The 18,501-nt window shown below is 39.6% G+C and carries 24 protein-coding genes and 1 riboswitch; of the genes, 2 read left to right on the forward strand and 22 right to left on the reverse strand.

Annotation, left to right across the window (positions count from 1 at the left end):
• Positions 1 to 28 precede the first annotated feature (28 nt).
• The 4 genes from QT711_RS02270 to QT711_RS02285 form a co-directional block, all read right to left on the reverse strand.
• Positions 29 to 1,819, reverse strand: coding sequence for a S9 family peptidase (locus QT711_RS02270; RefSeq protein ID WP_317941859.1), 1,791 nt, complete (start codon positions 1,817 to 1,819; stop codon positions 29 to 31).
• Between the two features lie 199 nt (positions 1,820 to 2,018).
• Complete coding sequence (locus QT711_RS02275; RefSeq protein ID WP_317941860.1) at positions 2,019 to 2,420, reverse strand: DUF4870 domain-containing protein; 402 nt, start codon at positions 2,418 to 2,420, stop codon at positions 2,019 to 2,021.
• Positions 2,421 to 2,503: 83 nt separating this feature from the next.
• Complete coding sequence (locus QT711_RS02280; protein WP_317941861.1) at positions 2,504 to 3,190, reverse strand: hypothetical protein; 687 nt, start codon at positions 3,188 to 3,190, stop codon at positions 2,504 to 2,506.
• Between the two features lie 119 nt (positions 3,191 to 3,309).
• Positions 3,310 to 4,104 carry a VLRF1 family aeRF1-type release factor gene (locus QT711_RS02285; protein ID WP_317941862.1) on the reverse strand — a complete coding sequence of 265 codons (795 nt, stop codon included), beginning with the start codon at positions 4,102 to 4,104 and terminating at the stop codon, positions 3,310 to 3,312.
• 223 nt (positions 4,105 to 4,327) lie between these two features.
• On the opposite strand from QT711_RS02285, the gene QT711_RS02290 reads away from it, so the two are divergent.
• Entirely contained in the window at positions 4,328 to 4,492 is a 165-nt protein-coding gene (locus QT711_RS02290; RefSeq protein ID WP_317941863.1) for a hypothetical protein, read from the forward strand.
• Positions 4,493 to 4,535: 43 nt separating this feature from the next.
• On the opposite strand, the gene QT711_RS02295 is transcribed toward QT711_RS02290, so the two are convergent.
• From QT711_RS02295 to QT711_RS02370, 16 genes are all read right to left on the reverse strand, one after another.
• Entirely contained in the window at positions 4,536 to 4,970 is a 435-nt protein-coding gene (locus QT711_RS02295; protein ID WP_317941864.1) for a VOC family protein, read from the reverse strand.
• A gap of 14 nt (positions 4,971 to 4,984) precedes the next feature.
• The gene (locus QT711_RS02300; protein WP_317941865.1) at positions 4,985 to 5,425 is read right to left on the reverse strand and encodes an ASCH domain-containing protein; all 441 of its coding nucleotides are present in this window, start codon (positions 5,423 to 5,425) and stop codon (positions 4,985 to 4,987) included.
• A 12-nt stretch (positions 5,426 to 5,437) separates the two neighbouring features.
• Positions 5,438 to 5,887 (reverse strand): SRPBCC family protein, encoded by a 450-nt coding sequence (locus QT711_RS02305; RefSeq protein ID WP_317941866.1) that lies wholly within the window; start codon positions 5,885 to 5,887, stop codon positions 5,438 to 5,440.
• 25 nt (positions 5,888 to 5,912) lie between these two features.
• The gene (locus QT711_RS02310) at positions 5,913 to 6,392 is read right to left on the reverse strand and encodes an NUDIX hydrolase (RefSeq protein ID WP_317941867.1); all 480 of its coding nucleotides are present in this window, start codon (positions 6,390 to 6,392) and stop codon (positions 5,913 to 5,915) included.
• Between the two features lie 12 nt (positions 6,393 to 6,404).
• Entirely contained in the window at positions 6,405 to 7,535 is a 1,131-nt protein-coding gene (gene dnaN / locus QT711_RS02315) for a DNA polymerase III subunit beta (RefSeq protein ID WP_317941868.1), read from the reverse strand.
• The gene (locus QT711_RS02320; protein ID WP_317941869.1) at positions 7,525 to 8,118 is read right to left on the reverse strand and encodes a nucleotidyltransferase family protein; all 594 of its coding nucleotides are present in this window, start codon (positions 8,116 to 8,118) and stop codon (positions 7,525 to 7,527) included. Before QT711_RS02320 ends, dnaN begins: the two co-directional genes overlap by 11 nt.
• On the reverse strand, positions 8,115 to 9,017 hold the full coding sequence (locus tag QT711_RS02325) for a GNAT family N-acetyltransferase (RefSeq protein WP_317941870.1): 903 nt from the start codon (positions 9,015 to 9,017) through the stop codon (positions 8,115 to 8,117). Before QT711_RS02325 ends, QT711_RS02320 begins: the two co-directional genes overlap by 4 nt.
• A 21-nt stretch (positions 9,018 to 9,038) precedes the next feature.
• On the reverse strand, positions 9,039 to 9,896 hold the full coding sequence (locus QT711_RS02330; protein ID WP_317941871.1) for a hypothetical protein: 858 nt from the start codon (positions 9,894 to 9,896) through the stop codon (positions 9,039 to 9,041).
• Positions 9,883 to 10,179, reverse strand: coding sequence for a DUF2087 domain-containing protein (locus QT711_RS02335; protein WP_317941872.1), 297 nt, complete (start codon positions 10,177 to 10,179; stop codon positions 9,883 to 9,885). The genes QT711_RS02330 and QT711_RS02335 overlap by 14 nt, the downstream gene beginning before the upstream one ends.
• A 42-nt stretch (positions 10,180 to 10,221) precedes the next feature.
• A complete protein-coding gene (locus tag QT711_RS02340) occupies positions 10,222 to 10,701 on the reverse strand; it encodes a tetratricopeptide repeat protein (protein ID WP_317941873.1) in 480 nt (159 codons plus the stop codon).
• A 34-nt stretch (positions 10,702 to 10,735) separates the two neighbouring features.
• Entirely contained in the window at positions 10,736 to 11,320 is a 585-nt protein-coding gene (locus QT711_RS02345; protein ID WP_317941874.1) for a DUF402 domain-containing protein, read from the reverse strand.
• A 15-nt stretch (positions 11,321 to 11,335) separates the two neighbouring features.
• Entirely contained in the window at positions 11,336 to 11,872 is a 537-nt protein-coding gene (locus tag QT711_RS02350) for a Rossmann-fold NAD(P)-binding domain-containing protein (protein ID WP_317941875.1), read from the reverse strand.
• A complete protein-coding gene (locus QT711_RS02355; protein ID WP_317941876.1) occupies positions 11,869 to 12,444 on the reverse strand; it encodes an NUDIX hydrolase in 576 nt (191 codons plus the stop codon). Before QT711_RS02355 ends, QT711_RS02350 begins: the two co-directional genes overlap by 4 nt.
• 14 nt (positions 12,445 to 12,458) lie before the next feature.
• Positions 12,459 to 13,229: an alpha/beta fold hydrolase gene (locus QT711_RS02360; protein ID WP_317941877.1), complete on the reverse strand. Its 771-nt coding sequence runs from the start codon at positions 13,227 to 13,229 to the stop codon at positions 12,459 to 12,461.
• Positions 13,226 to 13,684 carry a GNAT family N-acetyltransferase gene (locus QT711_RS02365; protein ID WP_317941878.1) on the reverse strand — a complete coding sequence of 153 codons (459 nt, stop codon included), beginning with the start codon at positions 13,682 to 13,684 and terminating at the stop codon, positions 13,226 to 13,228. Before QT711_RS02365 ends, QT711_RS02360 begins: the two co-directional genes overlap by 4 nt.
• Positions 13,685 to 13,804: 120 nt before the next feature.
• On the reverse strand, positions 13,805 to 14,443 hold the full coding sequence (locus tag QT711_RS02370; RefSeq protein ID WP_317941879.1) for an SIMPL domain-containing protein: 639 nt from the start codon (positions 14,441 to 14,443) through the stop codon (positions 13,805 to 13,807).
• Between the two features lie 194 nt (positions 14,444 to 14,637).
• Positions 14,638 to 14,771: riboswitch (cobalamin riboswitch) on the forward strand.
• A gap of 161 nt (positions 14,772 to 14,932) precedes the next feature.
• Here QT711_RS02370 and metE point away from each other — a divergent pair.
• Complete coding sequence (metE, locus tag QT711_RS02375) at positions 14,933 to 17,230, forward strand: 5-methyltetrahydropteroyltriglutamate--homocysteine S-methyltransferase (RefSeq protein WP_317941880.1); 2,298 nt, start codon at positions 14,933 to 14,935, stop codon at positions 17,228 to 17,230.
• 55 nt (positions 17,231 to 17,285) lie between these two features.
• Here the strand turns inward: metE and QT711_RS02380 are convergent, their stop codons facing one another.
• Both QT711_RS02380 and cyoE read right to left on the reverse strand, forming a co-directional pair.
• Entirely contained in the window at positions 17,286 to 17,447 is a 162-nt protein-coding gene (locus QT711_RS02380) for a hypothetical protein (protein WP_317941881.1), read from the reverse strand.
• A 24-nt stretch (positions 17,448 to 17,471) separates the two neighbouring features.
• Positions 17,472 to 18,401 carry a heme o synthase gene (cyoE, locus tag QT711_RS02385; protein WP_317941882.1) on the reverse strand — a complete coding sequence of 310 codons (930 nt, stop codon included), beginning with the start codon at positions 18,399 to 18,401 and terminating at the stop codon, positions 17,472 to 17,474.
• Positions 18,402 to 18,501 lie beyond the last annotated feature (100 nt).

The following is an 18,501-nucleotide window of genomic DNA, read 5'->3' on the forward strand; positions in this document are numbered from 1 at the left end:
CTTTCTCTGGAGAATAGCTGTTTCCCTTTTATTGCTGATGCTTTTCCAAAAAATCAAGCATAAGCGAATACACCTTAATCTCATTTTCTTTCTTAGAGAATCCGTGTCCTTCATCATCCAAAACAAGGTATTCAACATCTCTGCCTTTTTCTTGTAATTTGGCAACGATTTGATCCGATTCCTCTTTAACGACACGCGGATCTTTTGCACCTTGTATAACGAGCATTGGTTTCGTCATTCCGTCTAAATACGTAACAGGTGAATCTTTGATGAAACGTTCTTTATCACGTTCAGGGTCACCTAACCACCGTTCCATAATTGGCTTCCAGTGCGGAGGGACTGAATTGACAAACGTGAATAGATCTGATGGTCCAAAAATATCAACTACAGCTTTAAAGCGCTCTGCATGGCGTCCGTGTAAAAGCAATGCCATGTAACCACCATAACTACCACCGACAAGGAAAAGACGATCACTATCCGTAATGCCGTTATCAACGAGCCAGTCTATTCCTGCTAGGCAATCAAGGCGAGGACCTTCTCCCCAATCTTGTTCGACCATCTTTGTAAATGCAGAACCATAGCCTGTGCTTCCTCGGAAATTTGGCGCAAAAATTGTATAGCCACGATGTAAGAAACATTGGAACATTGAACGGAACATCTTACGCTCGGACGCTTGTGGACCGCCATGTGGCCAAAAGATTGTAAAACCATTGTCATTTTCGGGCTTCGCTTTAAATAACAATGCTTCAATTTCCATACCGTCAAATGATTTGTACGAAACGACATCCGGTTCAACCATACCTTCTTCGCTCACACCAAGTACTCGATTTTCCGTCAGACGACTCCACACTTTCCCGTCGATAGACGAATAAATATTTTGCGGCACCGTTGCACTTCTTCCTAATACATAGACATTTCCGGCCTTTGTATAGTGAATCTGATCAATCACATCGACAGGAATATTACATTCCTCGAAAGACTCTGTGCCGATCGAGTAACGATAGAGCTTATCCGCCACGCCTTTTGTTGTCAGGAAATACAGGTCGTTTTTCTCTTTACTCCACTTGATAGTTTGAATGCATTCCCCTTCTACTTCAAGCACTTTTGTAAAGGTCTTCGAGGATAACTCAAATTTCGCGATATACTTGTGATCACTTTCATAATCAGTCACAAAATGAATCGTGTCATTGTCTGTAAAAACTGCGTCATACGCAACATGTACTTGTTGAGGATCAGGCGTTAAATGAAATGTATCTTCACCGAGTTTCACAAAACTGACGACATACGTATTCGCAAACGCTTGGGAATAAACAAATGCCTTCTCATCATCCGACACAGCAGCAAGCTCAGTCGGTGACACTTCTCCAATGTGAATCAGTGTATCTACACCCGTCTCCAAGTTACGCATATGTGTATTCAAGTACGATGGATTATCTTCTGAAGTGACATAATAAACGCGCTTTCCATCTTCACTTAAATGACTAAAATAATATTTCTCATTCGGTTCGCCCGTTATTAATGGTTGGGGGAGCCCACCTTCAAATGGAATCGCATAGATTTGGTAATTTTCATCGCCATCTTTATCAAACCCAGCAAGTACATAGTCATTTACTGGTCCGAATTTTATAAAATTGCAAGATTCATCTCGTTGAGCAAATAAATACGGGTACGAGCCAGGAAGATCCATTGCCCACAAATTCATCTTTCCGTTCAAGTTTGTATTGAAAATCAATTTCGTTTCGTCACTGTTCAGCGCAAAATTGGTTATGGCATACGTTCTAAAAAACTGTTCCACTGTCGGTTGTGCAAATACGACCATTGTTTCATCCCCTTTTTTAGGTAATTTCCTACATGCAACTAAGTATAGCATTATCTTAATCTACTTTTCACTTTTTTAGAGAATAGTGTAATAATTTAAACCTTAATTATAAATAGCAATTGCAAATTATTTATAACGAGTTTTAGTAAATACTAACAAATTGAAAAAGCTGTCCTTCATAACGGGGACAGCTCTCTCATCAAACACTATCAAGTTGTTTCTCCACTAATTCTCCAATAAACGGCAGTTTATAAAACTTCCCTTGAAACGCTTGCACCATCATGAAAATCACTAACGCAAAAGCAAGTGGTCCTAACAACAAGTTAGCAACCCAACCGATAATTGGAATAAATCCTAAAACAACACTTGCTAAAAAGACAGCTATTGTCAGAAAGATGGACTGCAATGCATGAAAACGGATGAATCGGTTCTCTTTCTCAATGAATAAAAAGACAATCCCGATAATGAAAATATAACTAAGCATCCCTCCTACATTTTCAGTCAATCCAATAGATGTTTTTTTCTCTGCTTCTGCAGATGCAGGTAATAACTCTGTTTTTGGTTCTGTTTGTTCTCTAGACTCTCTTTCTTCTGTCGACAAATCCTTCCCTCCCCTTCTACATACTATATTGACGTAGAGAGAGAATGATACCGAATTTCATCAGCTTTCTTGGTCAGAATCGTTCATTTTGATTCTGTTTTTCTACTACTCAGGAACGAAATACTGTTGTCAATTTTTTCAGAGATGAAATGTGTGCGTTCGTACAATATCGAACGAAAGTAATCTAGCTGCCTCAAGATTTTATCAATCAATCCTTCTTGATTGTCTAATCGCTCAACAATTCTAGAATGAACGGTTTGTTGTTCTTGTAGGCTTGTTGCAAATTGATTTTGCTTTTCTATTTGTTCGTCCATCTTACTCAACATCACTTCTTGGTCCTCATCAAGCTTGTTTAACCGACTCATTAGTTGTTCATTCGAATAAGTCAACGTTTCAATTTGATGAACGAGTTCGTCATGTACTGAACTTTTTTGTTGCAATACATCTTGAAGATTTATATTTTGCCGTTGTAATTGCTCTATCGCTTGAAGAGCATCTTGTTCGAATTGGAATTGTTGTTCCTGATTGTCCAACACTTCATCTATTCGCATCCTCGTCGTCGTCCACCGGTCTGTTTGAAGGCGATGCTGTTTGCCAACCTTTTTTTCAATTGCTTGTTGTTGATTTTTCATCGCTTCCAGTACGTTTTTCTGCTCTTTTAAAAGCTCTGACAAGGAATCAGACCGATAGGATTGTTGATTGGATTCGTCAGATGGACGGCTGCCTGCCAGAAGATTTTGGTGATGTGTCTTATTGATAAATAGCCCCATTTCATTCAACCTCCTTGTCTTCTCATTTCTGTATGATATGTCGAAAATCTTCATTCCGTCCGGCTATCGGCAACCAAGACAAAACCGCTCCTCATATGAGGAACGGTTTATAAGTGTCCTTATTTCTCAAATACTTGATGTAGAATTTTTCTTGGTTCTACATTAATTAAATTTTTGTTAATACAATTCGTTGGTTTTTCTTTTAATGAACTGGCAAAAGAATTGGCAAGTTCAGCCTCACCGACGACATAGATCTCTTTCCATTTTAATTCTTTCCTCATCTTCTCAACAATCTCGCCCATTTCTTTATAAAAACGTTCTAAGTTTTCTTTTAAGCGCTGATCCAAATCATCGGAATGGCTGCCACCAGTTCCTCTTTGATAGGATGAATTTAACCCTTTCTGCTCTCTCCATACTTCTAATCCTGAATCGAACGCATACGACTTCTCGCCATTTACAAAGCCCATTGATGTGTCCAGGATGCGCACTTCACCAAAGCTTGGTAATACAATTCCCGCTTCAGGATATGCTTTTAACATATATTCCATTTCTTCAACGACCGGATGGTCTTCCCAATGAAAACTCGTCTTCACTTGTACTTGAACATAATGAACGGACCACAGTTCAGGGTCATCAGCAGCAAAAATTACGACGCCTTTGTTTAAGTCGTTTTGATTGTCTTCAATTTCTTTCATCACTTTGTCTTTCAATTTTTTATACGCTTTTATTTCCTTTTCATCTTGAGAGGCTTCCAAATACTCGGTGATCCGCTTCAATCCATTTTTCAAATGAATTCTCCAGGCACCGTTTTGTTGCTCCGGGTCAGCAGGGTTTGTGTTCAAATAAACACTCAACACACAACGTGAATCGCACTTAAATTCTTTAAGTTTTTTCAATTCTTCACTTAGTGACATGTATCCCGAACCTCCTTAAAAGTATGCTCTTTTGTAGCATACCCCAACGACGATATCGTAAAACGAAAGCAGGCACATGTGGATTTTATTCCATGGGAAAGTGATGCCAATATGAATTACATCTAGTTATCCTACCAATACGCTGGCAAATCATCTAAGCATAAAAAACGATCCCCAAAGCCATATTATATTGAACACTACTTTATAAAAGGAGCTGTTACTTGTGGGAAAAGACGAGCACAAAACGGGAGGAAACAACGCAAGTTCCTTGCCACAGACACCTAAAAATCAAAAGATCAAACCGAAAGATATGCAAGAGGAAATCGCAAAGGAATTTGCAGAATTACGCCAAGACAGAAGGAAGAAAAAACAAGTTAGATGGCCATAAGGAAAAACCCGCACTTCTAACCGTTTTAGAAGTGCGGTTTTTTTCACAATGAAGTGTCATTTATATTAAAATGTTGACGACTTTTAAATGATGCACTTAACTCGCTCCACACGTCATACTGATTGCCATCTACGTCTTGAAAGACAAAATTGCGGCCGGCATGCCCTCTATTTTCAATCTCACCTACTGTTACATCAGATTCAATGAAATGTTCACGTAAACTTTCTAACGCTTGTAAACCATCTACTTCAAAAGTAAGTGAAAAACGCTCATTACCTCTTGCATCATAGAAGTTCGCCGTTTCGTTTTCTTTGGACTTTACGAGAAAGAAACTTTGGTCGGCTAAGTTCATAATTGCCTTGTCTTCATCCTGATAATTTAACTGTGCATCCAGTTTTTCAACATACCACTGGGCTGCTTTCTCCACATCTTTTACCGGAATATATGTCGTACCTACTCTTTCTAACTTTGGACTCATACCCATACCTCCACTCATTTTTTTACGTCAATCAATGTAAACCTTTCACAGACAAGGAGCATATCCTCCGAATACGACCGATGGACTTCTTTTAATTCTTGTTTGAAAAAGCGAACGTGTGCGGCTTTCCATTCTTCATAGGTTCCTTCACCTTCCGCCAATGCAAATTCTTCAGTCACTTCATCCATCGGAACGATTTCAACTTTCACAGTTTTTATGATTGCAACGGGTTCTTCTTGACTGTTTAGAATTACACTGTAATCCTCAGTTGTAGGAAGTGGTTCATTTTCTAATTCATACAGAATATGTGCTGAGCATGTTGCTGTTTTTTTCTTCTCAATGACTAACTGTGCAAGCTCGTCTGGTGAATCACCAAACATCCAAGCACTTACAGTTTCCGGTCGTTCTTTGTCACCCCAATAATTTTCCCAGTAGGTCTTTGCTGCTTCATTCACGATTGTTTCCCCTCACTTTTCACTTTCAGCTACTCGTTTTACACGTTCGACAAATTCTACAACAACTTTATCGTTTGCAAACATCAAGAATAATTTCACAAACCATTTTAACGGATCATTTGTTGCTGTATAAATTAATTTCGTTTGCTCTTCATTCAACTTGATTAATTGATAGCGAGCTGTAATGTCAAACATATTAGCAAGCGCAAAACCGACTTTCATCTTTTTCTCGTTAGGAGAATTTATGTACTCCAACGTTTTTACTTCATACTCCATGACACGTTTACCTTCCCGATATTTTTGCAAATACACACTGCCAACTACCTCTTCGGTAATTGAAATCGGTTCATTTGAAACCACTTGTGGCATGATTTTTTGCATATTTTCTAAAGAACCGTCCAAGTACTTCCAAACATGTTCAATCGGTGCATGAATTTCAATTTCCCTTGTCCATTGTTTCATTTTCATTCTCCTCGTATGTTCTTTGTCATTTAGCAACTACACGTAAAGACGAATAATGTTTCAACAGAAATTCATCCAATATCGCTTGATGACTTTTCACAATTCCTTCAGGAAATTCATTGGGATAAAAATAATGGAAAGCGAACGACTCAGTTTCATCAACGACGACGTCCCCTTTTGCATGCTCTGCATAATAGGCAGTCGTTACGACATAGAATTCATCACCATTTGCCGCTTTTATGAAGTGCTCGGGTCCAGAGTAGACATTGATTAATGTTAGTTCCTCCACCTGTAAACGTGTTTCTTCATACAATTCACGTTTTGCAACATCCTCCGTCGATTCACCTAGTTCCATTAATCCTCCTGGAATGCCCCAAGCGCCTTCTGGAAATTTTCTTTGCTGCAATAAAATTCTCCCTACTTTATCGACCACAACTACGACCGATCCAACAAAAATGAGCGGTCGGTGTCCTACAATGCTCCGCAAGTCTTCTATGTATCCCATGACGGCCTCCTCTTAATGTGTTCGGCGTGGTGAAATGAGCTGTACATATGTATTACTTTGTGCCGGTTTAATAACAATCGGCTTCATAGCACCATTAAATTGTATTTCAACAAACTCCTCTTTAATTCCTCTTAACGCTTCTACTAAATACTTGCCATCAAGCGTGATTTCGAATGAATCCAGCCCCACCATATGTACAACCTTCTGTCGTTCTTCAATCATGCCCATTTCTGTAGAACTTGAAGAAATACTAATGGTTGTTCGATCACAAAGCTTCAATAACACATTGTTATGTTTTAACTCTCTCGAGAAAACGCAAGCCCGATCTACACCATTTTGTAAAGCTTTTCGATGTAATGTAATAGAGGACATATAACCTGTTGGAATTAACCCTTGTGTTACTGGATAGTTGCCTTCAATTAATACCGAAACCAGTTTCGTATGCTCAGTTTCCATTACAAGTAAGTTACCTTCTTGAAGTATGCTAAGGATCGTAGCGTCAGCCTCCTTCAAATTTATAACCTCCAGCATGCTTGCAGCAGGTACAACAAATGCTTTATTTAATTCGGATGGTATTGGCAGCTCACAGCGAGACATTCGATTCGAATCGGTCGCAATACAAATCAGTTTGCCCTTTTCAAATTCCATCCTTACACCTGTAAGAACAGGTTTAACATCATTTTTTGAAACAGCAAAGATCGTTTGTTGAATTGCTTCTTTTATTGTTCCAAGTGGTAACTCAACGGATTGTTGAGCATGGACTTCCGGTAACTTTGGGTATTCTTCAGCACAAAATCCTGGAATCTTCATGACTACCTCATCGGATTGAATACGTATCGCATTATTCAGGTCAGCTTGAACATGAACGTTCCCCGACAGCTTTTTTAGTATTTCATTAATGAATTTCGACTGAACGACAACACTCCCCTCTTCAATGACTTCAACTACTTTTTCACCATTGAGCTCAAGTGGGATTGTCTTTTCAATGAATATCTCTGAATTGCCACCGGTTAGTTTTAATCCATTTTTACTTGCCACAATTTTAATGCCTGAAAGAATCGGAATTACACTTCTAGCTATGCAAACTTTATGAAGTTCAGAAACAACTGTCGATACTATCGAATGATCTACGTTAAAATTCACGGACATATTCCTCCTTACTTACCATGCCAAACACTTCAAGCTTGTTCCATCTAGCCTTCCAGTTTTTCTTTATCACTCGATCTTTGTAAATCTCCATTTGTTCCTCGCTTTGAGTAAAGTACGGTGTTGGCTTCACCTGACAGTTCACGACATCTTCAATACCATGAGGTGCCGCCAAGACAACTTTTCCATGATCATTCAGTTTAACCCCAAGCGCTGTAGCAGTTTCCGGAAACTTGGAGATTGCATCTATAGATGATTCATAGGGTGGAATTCTATTGACAATATGCATTCTTGCTTGATTTTTCACCGACCATGGGAGATGAGGTTGAAGGTGAAGCAATGTCTGTTCATATTCTTTTTCAAGTTCAACACTTTGCACCGTGGAATCGAAGTAAATTACATCAATATCAGGCAAGAGGGTTCTTTTACTAAATCCGTGTAACACATCCCATACTTTTGCTCGTACAAATCCTGCGCATATCCACCAATCCGGTAGATTGAGTGACTGCGCACTTTTTAATATATCCAACATCCATTCGTCTTCTTGTATGAGTTGAATGAGTGACTCATTGGTGATCATCTTAAAACAACTCCACTAAAACGATTAATTTTATAACTAATCAACTCATGGAGCACCTCGAAACCTGCAGCTTGATACAATTTCAGAGCTTGCTCGTTTGCACTTTCTACGCAAAGTGAAATTTCTTCAATGGTGTCATGTTGAAACAACTCTTGCATCGCAAAGGTTAGTAGCTTTGTACCGAGGCCTTGTTTGCGAAAGTCATTGGAAATAGCAATGTATTCAATCGAACCTTCATGATGTGTTGGTTGTGCTTCCACGTAGACATAGCCTTGCATTTTTCCGTCACTCGTACGAGCAATGAACAATTTATGGGTATCACTTAGGCGATTAATTATTTGCTCTGCATTAAAGTATGTAGACGGAAATTCACGTTCATGAAGTTCCTTGAAATCTTGATAATCTTTCGGCATGTAAAGCTGGATCCCACTGCCATCTACATCACGTTTGTCACTTTTCTTTGCAAGTAGAATTGAATGGTGACCATTTTCAACTCCTCCGTGTGCCAAAGCAAACTGTTGTCCAAAACGATTTTCTTTGGAGAGGAAAAAATAAAAGTTTGATAGTTGCAAACCGGAAAATTCAAGTACTTTACGCCACAACTCTTCAGCTACACTAGACTGGTCCGCTACGTCACTAATAAACGGACCCCATACTTCAGCACTTAGGTCCTCCTCGTCGATATCCAGCCCGATTGCACCAACAATGCGATCATGTTGATAAGCGACTGCAAAGGATTGATCTACGTCCAAATCCGAAAAATCGGTTGAAATCGTATCGTAAATCTCTTCCTTCACATTTCCACAATAGCCGACGTGTTTTGTTTGATCTGTGTTCATCTCTTCTAGAAAAGCTGCTAGCGCTTGCCTATTACGAGGTGGTGTAATGAGGATATTCATCGTCTATCATCCTTTGTAAGTTTAGTTGACATAAGCAAACAATGTTTCAACAACTTCATACGGTACCGATTTGCAAATATGAAGGGAATAAGGACAAGTTGAATCTACTTCCTTTTCAATGAAGGCGATTTTGTTTTCCTTTGCATCTGCAAGTTGTCGGGCAAGAATGGCATCTAATAAGTATAGATTCGAATCATTATTAGCCCCTACCCAACCTAGTTCCCAATTATTCTCCTCTCCTTCATACAGCAAGCTGAATGCAAGTACCTTTTCCCCTTCAAGCACAACATAGCTATAATCCAAAAGCAATCCATCCAAAACCACTTCTCTCCATGATTGGAATGAATGGTTGCCGACAGGATTACTTACATGCGTTTCTGTATATGTACATTTGCTTAATTCTACTAAACTGTTCATGCAATCGACATTTTCACTAATTTGCGCAACAGTTATAAGCGCGGTATCATTCCTATGATGTGTAGCTGGTTGAATATGTACAACTTCAGTTTTCCGAATCATTGGGAATCCAAATTCCACTAGAATGCTTGCCAATGCATTGAAACGATCATCTAGTAAGAAGAACAATGGTTTATCAAATTCATCTCGCAAGAACTCGATACAAAATTGAAGCAACTGTAAATCAGGTTCATCAAGATCATAAGCAAGACGCGTATAGACACAGTGAGGATGCCATTCACTTTCATGTATTGAAGCAATGAGTGGACGACGATTCCCTGATGAAAATTCAAACAATCCACAGTTACGTGGAGAATTGGCACTCGCAATTAAGGCACTATATAAATCGGAATGTTTTGCAAAGACCTTTTCAATAAACAGTAAATTCTCCTCATTCAGCGTCTTGATTTTATTCGCTTTCAATCCAATACACCTTCCCATCATCACTCCGCTTCATGAATTCATAATCAATGAAGTAGCGTCTGATGGTCGCAAAGTCAGGATATACCTCTTTCAAGATGCGATTTATCTCTACTTCTTGATACTCCTTCCCGACTTGAAACCGTTTAATTAGTTCTTGCGCAATTATAAATTTCCGTTTGTCTTTACTTGGAAATATATCGAGCGGTCCATCAACGCCTTGTTTAAAGTAATTTTTTAATACTTTCTCTCTTTCACTTTCAAGAATAGTAAATCTTTCATTCAAGCGAATCAGTCCTTTTTGGCAATTAGTATGCCTATAATTTCATTACCACGTCTTATCCAGTTTGTCCGCGTAGAAACCAATAGCTCTCTTATAAAGTGCTATATCTGTGTCATTTGTAGTCTCCACGATACAAGTAAGAAGAATTTCCATTGCTTTTTTGTTCTCGCCTAAATTGTACAACGTCATTGAGTAGAATGTTTTCAATGCATTGTTGTGAGGAAAGCGGTCAATTCCCTTTTCGAAAACTAACTTCGATTTTTTATATTGGCCAAGCGTTCGGTATGTACTGCCAAGTCCAATGGTTGCACCTAACGTATCCGAATCATTCAATCCAATTTCAAGTGCTTTCTCATAATAAGGTACGGCTTTCGCTTCCTCACCGAGCACATCAAAACTCCAAGCGCATTGGTAATTCAATTCCGCGTTATTCGGATCATTTACTACTAGTTTAAGAAGCAATTCATTGGATTCCTGCAATTTTCCTTCATCACGGTATTGAAGTGCTCTTTTAACGTTATTCATTCAATACACTTCCTTTACTTCTTCTGCCGAATAGTTACCCTTCTTTCATTGGCAAGTAGGGAATCTCTTGTCCATCCACAATTCCCATAGAAAGCTCATCAAAATGCGTTGTGGTCATTTCAAGAAGGGGGAATTGATCATCTATAATCATCGTTTTTAATTCACTAAAGTCAGTCCAAGCTTGCAAGTAATCTTGTTTGGAAATAATTCGAGCATTTAACGCTGCGTCTAGTTCTTCTTGATCTTTCTCTATTATTTCACCTGTTGGCAAGACAATTAAATCTAAATATAAGTCATCCATCCAGGGACCGTTCACACTACAATAACCATTTTGTTTACAAATATCGATATACCATTGAACGATTTGATTTTCAGCATTAAAGACAGTCGTTACAGAATAGCGCTTACCTTCAGGGAAATGTTGCAACCAACTGTATCCCTTATCCGCAATACAAACAGTCCTCTCTTTGTAAGTCATGTTGAGAGGTTCAACCACTTCGCACATTGTAAATAAACTAATATACCCTGTAAATTGTGGAGAGGTCTTATACGATTCTGTATATCTTTTTTTCGCAATACGCTTCCAATCATACCGGCTTCCATATTTTCGTTTCAGCAAGCATTTTCCACCTTTCTAGCTTGGCCGTTGACTATAAGGATGTAATTGACCAACAATCCGATCTTCAATTGGTGCTAACATTTGTTGGATAACACCATCAGCTATTTCTTCATGCGTCAGCCATCTGGTGTTTCCGGCTTCCATCACGAATCCTAAAAATACCTTTTCATAATTACAATTAAGTGGAATGCGTATTTCTTCATCATCAAAATACCTTCTGCTCCCTTTAACATGGATTAGTCGAAAGGTATTTTCCTGTTCATTCAATTCACAAATCCTTTCAAGTGTTTGATAATTCGGCGTCCAACTGACGATTACACTAAAGGGTCCCCGATTCTTTATGGCATCTATTACTTTTGTGAAAATTTCATTCGTATTGTAATCCGCTTGAATAGGATAGATTGAATGAGGTGGACAATCCTCTATTAGCTGGTCTAATTTTAAAATAGTCCTGCCAATAACTGAAACGATGCATCCTTCTTTCGCTAAATAGCGGCTTACGCCAGCTAACATTCCAGTCCCACCGATAACTAGTACATGCTGTTGACTCAATAGACTTTTTCCTCCTGTTGAGTACCTTTGTTCATTTCTATATAATTCTTAGCTAGATAGTATGCGCTTACCGAAAACAATTGCGTAATTTGTCTCTCTCGAATCATCTTTTCAACACTTTCAAAAGGATACCTTTTTACATCTATTACTTCCGTTTCATCCAAGTCTTGCTCAAACGCATAGTAAGCATCTTTGATTAAAAAGGTGATTACTTTATTCGTCTGCGTCGCTGGATTCACCAGGAATTCCCCTAATAGAATAGGTTGTTGCATAGAAACATATCCTGTCTCTTCGCGCAACTCACGTACAATTCCTTCCGCATACGTTTCCCCTTCTTCAACTTTGCCTGCAGGGATTTCCAAGAATATATCTCCACCAGGATGACGGTATTGCTCGACGAGAATGATGTCATTTTCCTTCGTTAGGACGATTGCATTTACCCAATCTGCATATTCGTTCACATAATAATCTTGAATGATCGTTCCGTCCGGCATTTGGCACGTATCTCTCCGTAAATTACCAAATGGTGATTGATAGACGTTCTCCGAGTTTAATACTTCCCATTTCTTCAACGTAATTCCCCCATTTACAACTTATGTACGTTACCTTTTGTTATCCATTTCTCCACAACCTCATTGAAAAGTTGAGGTTGTGCGACTGGAAAACCATGTCCCATATTTGGAATAAAGAGTTCTTTGCAGTTTACATAGTGTTCGACGATTTGTTTGACCGATTTCTTTAGTATTCTCGTCTCTCTTTCACCAACTGTCACTAAAATTCTCACTGTACTATTAGATCGATTTTCTGGAAGTGCATATGACATGTTTTCCTTTAACATTTGGATAAGCGTTGATGGTTTCAGTTTCACACTGTCTTCATAGTATTTTTCGAAGTATTCTCCATCCATATATAGCTGCTTTGCTTGAACTTTCGCAAATGATCGGCTTTTGACCAACGGAAAAGTTAGTAGGATTGTCGGGGCAATTAAAGGTTGTACAAATTTCATTGGGATGACTGTCGCACTGTTGATAACTGCTGACGTAATAAGAGTCGGCGCAAGATCAATCATCTCTAAACAGATTTGAGCACCAATTGAAAAGCCAATAATATGTACGTCCTTGCCAGCTCCCTTTTCTTTGATTAAGTCAATCATCTCTTCTGCATTTCCCCGAATTGAAAATTCTTCTTCATTCCTTCTAACTCCATGTCCTTGAAGGGTTGGTACGATACAATGGTAGTGACTGAAATCGTCAATTTGCTTATCCCACATCCACCCCCCTACACCTCCCCCGTGCAAAAAGAGCAGGAGAGGTGCGTTTTCATTACCATATTCTTCAAAGTCCATCACTTCATTCATTCCTTATCATCAAAATTTAAAATGTGCGTCGTTTCTGAAGCGGAATCATCGAACGAAAAACCACATGCACGATAAAATGCGTCTGCTTTCGCTGATTCTGTCCGAACGGTAATCTCTTTAAAGTGCTTCTTGGCATGATTGATGATCGCGTTTTGAAGCAACGTACCGACACCCTGACGTCGATATGCTTGTAACACATAAAATCTCCGTAATCGAGCTACCTCGTGATTTTCTGAAAAAGGAGATTGATTGATGCCTCCGATAGCGACGACTTCACCTGTATTGTTTTGAACACAAAACAGCCCTTCCCCTCGTTCGTCGAATGTATTTGAACTGTCTTCATAATCGTTCACTAAACGAGTAACAAAACGATATCCTTCATCTTCGCTTTCTTTCACAAGCCTTGAAATATCAATCGTGCGCAAGTTCTCAATCTGTTGAACGACATAATTCATAGACTTCCCCCCTCAATTTTCTCACCTATCTCTACATTCTACAAAGTCTGTCAAAAAGCCTGCTTATTCTAGTAAAACAGTAAAAGTAAGCCGAATCCCTCCTGACGAATTCGGCATTAATTAAAACGAATAGTCAACGCGCATCGTCGCTGTAATGACTAACTGTCCTTTCTCAATGGGTGTTGTTGATTTTTCTGCGGCGACAGAATAATACGGAGTAGGACTTACACGATTCACTTCCTCTACAATTCTTATTGGCTGAGGAGGAACGGCCAGTTGCATAGAATTTGCGATAGTTTGGGCTTTCGTCTGTGCATCTTGCAAAGCAGCTACAATGGCTTCTTGTTCATACATTGATGGATCTTCGACGCTGAATTGGATGCTTGAAACACGATTTGCACCGTTCGCAACCGCTGTATCGATGACAATGCCAACTTGATCAATATTCGTTAATTTCACAGAAATGGCGTTGTTTACTTCATATCCTCTAAATACTTGTTCCCCGTCGACGTAATCATATTTTGGATAGATCGTATATGAAACGGTTTGTATATTCGCTCGAGGAATGCCTAGTTGTACGAACGATTGGATCACTTGATTCATGATTGCGGCATTTTCTTCTTGTGCCACACGGACTTGCTCGTCTACAGTACGCACTTCAAATTGAATGGTTGCTATATCTGGTTCAACAGCAACCTGCCCATTACCGACGACTGTTATCTTCCTTACCGGTTGACGAAAAACGTTCTGGTAATACAACGAACTTCTCCCTTCTTCATTCAGTTTCTTTACTCTATGCCAAATGAGTAGGTGCTAGTAAAAGATATTTCCATTCTAGTAAGCGTTTACAACCTAGCAACCTGTACCTATCAGTCCTCTAGCAATTCTACTAAATCCGAATCTTTAGTTGACAGATATTTTTTACTATGCTAACTTTAGGCATCACTACTAATCTAATAGCTATGGAAATAGGTGGTCTGATTTTGGTCAGATCTTAAATGGGAAGCCGGTGCTCAATCCGGCGCGGTCCCGCCACTGTAACGGCATATTGCCGAAGCCAGATACCAGCCTATTTGAACAACGCTGCTAACCTACGGTGAATGGGGAGGTGTTAGACGATACGCAAATGAATTGCGTGCTTTTTAAGCATGCATTTACCCGAAAATCGGGATACACGTACATTTCTAACATTCCGTAGAAATGTATTTTTTTATGCACAAAAATCCAAAATTGAAGGAGACGAGACAGATGACAGTAATTAGTAGTACAATCGGCTATCCGTATATCGGTGAAAACCGTGAGTGGAAGAGAGCGTTAGAATCATTCTGGGCAGGCAAAACAAGTGAAGAACAATTGTTGCAGGTAACAAAAGACATTCGTCTTTCCCGTTTACAAAAACAAAAAGAGAGCGGCATTGACCTCATCCCCGTTGGCGACTTCACGCTCTATGATCGTGTGTTGGATACAGCAGTTATGTTCGGAATGATTCCTGAACGTTATGGCTGGAATGGCGGGCAAGTTCCTTTATCTACATATTTCTCAATGGCACGTGGCAATGCGTCTACAGTTGCGTGCGAAATGACAAAATGGTTCGATACAAACTATCACTACATCGTCCCTGAATATGAAGGTCGCAAACTGGCTGTAACCGAAAACAAGCCCCTCATCGAATACCGTGAAGCAAAACAAGAGCTTGGCATTGAAGGAAAGCCGGTACTCATTGGACCGTATACATTCCTGAAGCTTTCTAAAGGTTATGAGACAAAAGATATTCCAGCTTTCTTACTTCAATTACTACCACTCTACGAAAAAGTACTTGTAGAATTGCAAGCGGAAGGAGTCGAGTGGATCCAATTGGATGAGCCGATTCTATCTACTTCCATTTCGCAAGATGAAATGAAAACCGTTCATGAAATCTATTCACAACTTCAAAAAGCGGTCACACAAAGTAAATTATTCATCCAAACGTATTTCGATTCAGTTGAATGGTACGAAGAGACAATTGCCCTTCCGGTTGATGGGATTGGCTTGGATTTTGTACACGGATTGAAAAACAATCAAAAGAGTCTAGAGGCGCATGGCTTCCCTGCTGATAAAGTATTTGGAGCAGGCGTGATTGACGGTCGAAACATTTGGCGCGCAAACTTGCAAAACAAATTGGCGTTATTAGATACACTTCAGCAACATGTGTCAGTTGAAAATTTATGGATTCAACCTTCTTGTAGCTTACAACACGTTCCTGTGACAATTGCATCCGAGCAAAAATTGGACTCGACCATTAAAACGGCACTTGCTTTCGCAGATGAAAAAATTGTTGAAGTAGCAACTCTTGTGAAAGCTGTTCGCGAAGGAGCCGACGCTATTGTTCATGAACTTCGTGAAAGTGTTGACGCATGTGAACAGCTTGCTCAATTACCCGCTCGCAATCGCCAAGATGTTTTGCAAGCCGTCAACAATATCGGCAACGTACCAAGTAAACGCCCTACACCATTTGCAGAGCGTCGTGTAAAACAAGAAGAAGCATTTAACTTACCTTTATTGCCGACAACTACTATTGGAAGTTTTCCTCAAACACCTGAAGTGCGTGCAACGCGTACGAAATGGCGCAAAGGTGAAATTACGGAGCAACAGTATGGTGATTTCGTATTCGATGAAATTAAACAATGGGTCGACATCCAAGAAAAGATTGGCCTAGACGTATTTGTACACGGTGAATTTGAACGGACAGATATGGTCGAGTACTTCGGCGAAAAGTTGGACGGCTATGTATTTACAGAAAAAGCTTGGGTCGTTTCCTATGGATCCCGTTGTGTAAAACCGCCAATCATTTATGGAGATATTGCATTTGTCGAACCAATGACTGTCAAAGAATCGGTCTATGCGCAATCTCTTACGGACAAGCCGATGAAAGGGATGCTGACAGGCCCTGTTACAATGTTGAACTGGTCATTTGTACGTGACGATCTTTCCCTTAAAGATGTGACGTACCAAATCGCTCTTGCCCTACGAAAAGAAATTGAAGCGTTAGAAGCAGCAGGTATTCATATGATTCAAGTCGATGAGCCTGCACTACGAGAAGGTTTGCCGTTGAAGAAGGACGAATGGAATGAATACTTGGATTGGGCTGTAAATGCTTTCCGTATTTCCACTGCTACCGTCCAAGATACGACGCAAATCCATACCCATATGTGCTATTGTGATTTCAATCATTTCATCGATTCCATCAGTGCATTAGATGCTGACGTCATTTCCATTGAAACATCAAGAAGCCATGGAGAACTTGTGCATGCATTTAACACGTTCCATTATGACAAAGGAATTGGATTAGGCGTTTATGATATTCACAGCCCACGCGTCCCTTCTATCGAAGAAATGGTGGAAATCATTGAAAAAGGTCTAGAAGTACTGGACGTTAAACAGTTCTGGATTAATCCTGACTGCGGCTTAAAAACAAGAAAAAAAGAAGAAACAGTCGCTTCGTTAGAAAACATGCTAACAGCAACGAAAAAAGTACGCGAACAACTCACTGCAGTAAGCTCAAACTAAAAAAAGCGCTCCTTCTCTCACGATTGAAGAGAAGGAGCACTGGTTTATAAAAGAATCACCAAATATCACTTATAAGTCTTAACAACGGTCTTACTAACCACACAAGCAATCTAAATGGAAGAAAGAGTAGTTCTGGGATGAAAAACAATACATCTAACAGAAAATCCGAAAACCGATAACGTTCATTTTGCTCTTTACGAACGGTCCTTCTTCTCATGCACCCATCCTCCACACTTCATTATTAGATCGGTAATGTGACAGCAACCATTAACAAAAACAGAATCGCAATATAATTAACTGAATACATGAACATGACATATGCCCATTTATCATCGTCTTTTGTAAAGAAACCTCGAATGGATACAGCAAGGAAACCGATGTTCAAGATGGTTGCAAGGATGATAAACACCATACCTAATGAACCTAAGTAAAATGGCAACGGCAGTAAGCACGCAATATAGACAAACATTTGGCGCTTCGTCATCTTAAATCCGCGGACAACCGGCAACATTGCAACATTTGCTGCTTTGTATTCATTGTATTTACGCATCGCAATCGCGAACGTATGCGGCATTTGCCAAATGAAGAGAATCATAAATAGCATGATTGGGACAATATGGTAAGCCGGTGCAATCGCCGCCCACCCAATCATTGGCGTAACTGCCCCTGAAACACTTCCAATAACCGTATTCAAAGTGTATTTACGCTTTGTCCACATCGTATACATCACTACATAAGTAAACCATCCAATGAATCCATATACTGCTGCTTCAAACGTGGTGAACAGTAACATGATGAGACCAACTGCAGACATTGTAATTCCGATTCCTAATACAGTTCTTAATGAGAAATGCCCGGTAACAGTTGGACGTTGTTGCGTACGTTTCATCACTGTGTCGATATCAACGTCATACCAATTATTCAAAACGAGTGCCCCGCCCATAAGGATGGTACTCCCGATTATCGTTAGCCAAAACAGCTTACTGTTAGCGAACAATGATCCACCCGTGAAGTGAAGTGCAAGCCAAAATCCCACAAATACCGGTAGCGCATTGGCAAGTAGGACGGGTGCTTTAAATAGTGATTTCAAATCTGCAATGAGTGTGCTTGATCGCTCATTCTCAAGCGCAGGACTTTTTTCGTTAAAAGTAATATCCATTTCTTTCGTCATCTATATACGCTCCTTAGAGGTATTCTCTATTATCATCCTCCCCATCATATCATTTCAAGCGACACAATTTAAACGTTTATCGCTTTTTATTTGGAAAATC

This window comes from Sporosarcina saromensis (genome assembly GCF_033253735.1).
GTDB classification, from domain to species: Bacteria; Bacillota; Bacilli; order Bacillales_A; family Planococcaceae; genus Sporosarcina; species Sporosarcina saromensis.

Bases quoted from the DNA above. Each gene is read 5' to 3' on its own strand.
- QT711_RS02320 (WP_317941869.1), bottom strand. From the start codon at position 8,118: ATGATCACCAATGAGTCACTCATTCAACTCATACAAGAAGACGAATGG.
- QT711_RS02340 (WP_317941873.1), bottom strand. From the start codon at position 10,701: ATGAATAACGTTAAAAGAGCACTTCAATACCGTGATGAAGGAAAATTG.
- QT711_RS02365 (WP_317941878.1), bottom strand. From the start codon at position 13,684: ATGAATTATGTCGTTCAACAGATTGAGAACTTGCGCACGATTGATATT.
- QT711_RS02310 (WP_317941867.1), bottom strand. From the start codon at position 6,392: ATGGGATACATAGAAGACTTGCGGAGCATTGTAGGACACCGACCGCTC.
- QT711_RS02380 (WP_317941881.1), bottom strand. From the start codon at position 17,447: ATGAGAAGAAGGACCGTTCGTAAAGAGCAAAATGAACGTTATCGGTTT.
- cyoE (WP_317941882.1), bottom strand. From the start codon at position 18,401: ATGACGAAAGAAATGGATATTACTTTTAACGAAAAAAGTCCTGCGCTT.
- QT711_RS02295 (WP_317941864.1), bottom strand. From the start codon at position 4,970: ATGAGTCCAAAGTTAGAAAGAGTAGGTACGACATATATTCCGGTAAAA.
- QT711_RS02305 (WP_317941866.1), bottom strand. From the start codon at position 5,887: ATGAAACAATGGACAAGGGAAATTGAAATTCATGCACCGATTGAACAT.
- QT711_RS02360 (WP_317941877.1), bottom strand. From the start codon at position 13,229: ATGAATGAAGTGATGGACTTTGAAGAATATGGTAATGAAAACGCACCT.
- metE (WP_317941880.1), top strand. From the start codon at position 14,933: ATGACAGTAATTAGTAGTACAATCGGCTATCCGTATATCGGTGAAAAC.
- QT711_RS02325 (WP_317941870.1), bottom strand. From the start codon at position 9,017: ATGAATATCCTCATTACACCACCTCGTAATAGGCAAGCGCTAGCAGCT.
- QT711_RS02280 (WP_317941861.1), bottom strand. From the start codon at position 3,190: ATGGGGCTATTTATCAATAAGACACATCACCAAAATCTTCTGGCAGGC.
- QT711_RS02270 (WP_317941859.1), bottom strand. From the start codon at position 1,819: ATGGTCGTATTTGCACAACCGACAGTGGAACAGTTTTTTAGAACGTAT.
- QT711_RS02285 (WP_317941862.1), bottom strand. From the start codon at position 4,104: ATGTCACTAAGTGAAGAATTGAAAAAACTTAAAGAATTTAAGTGCGAT.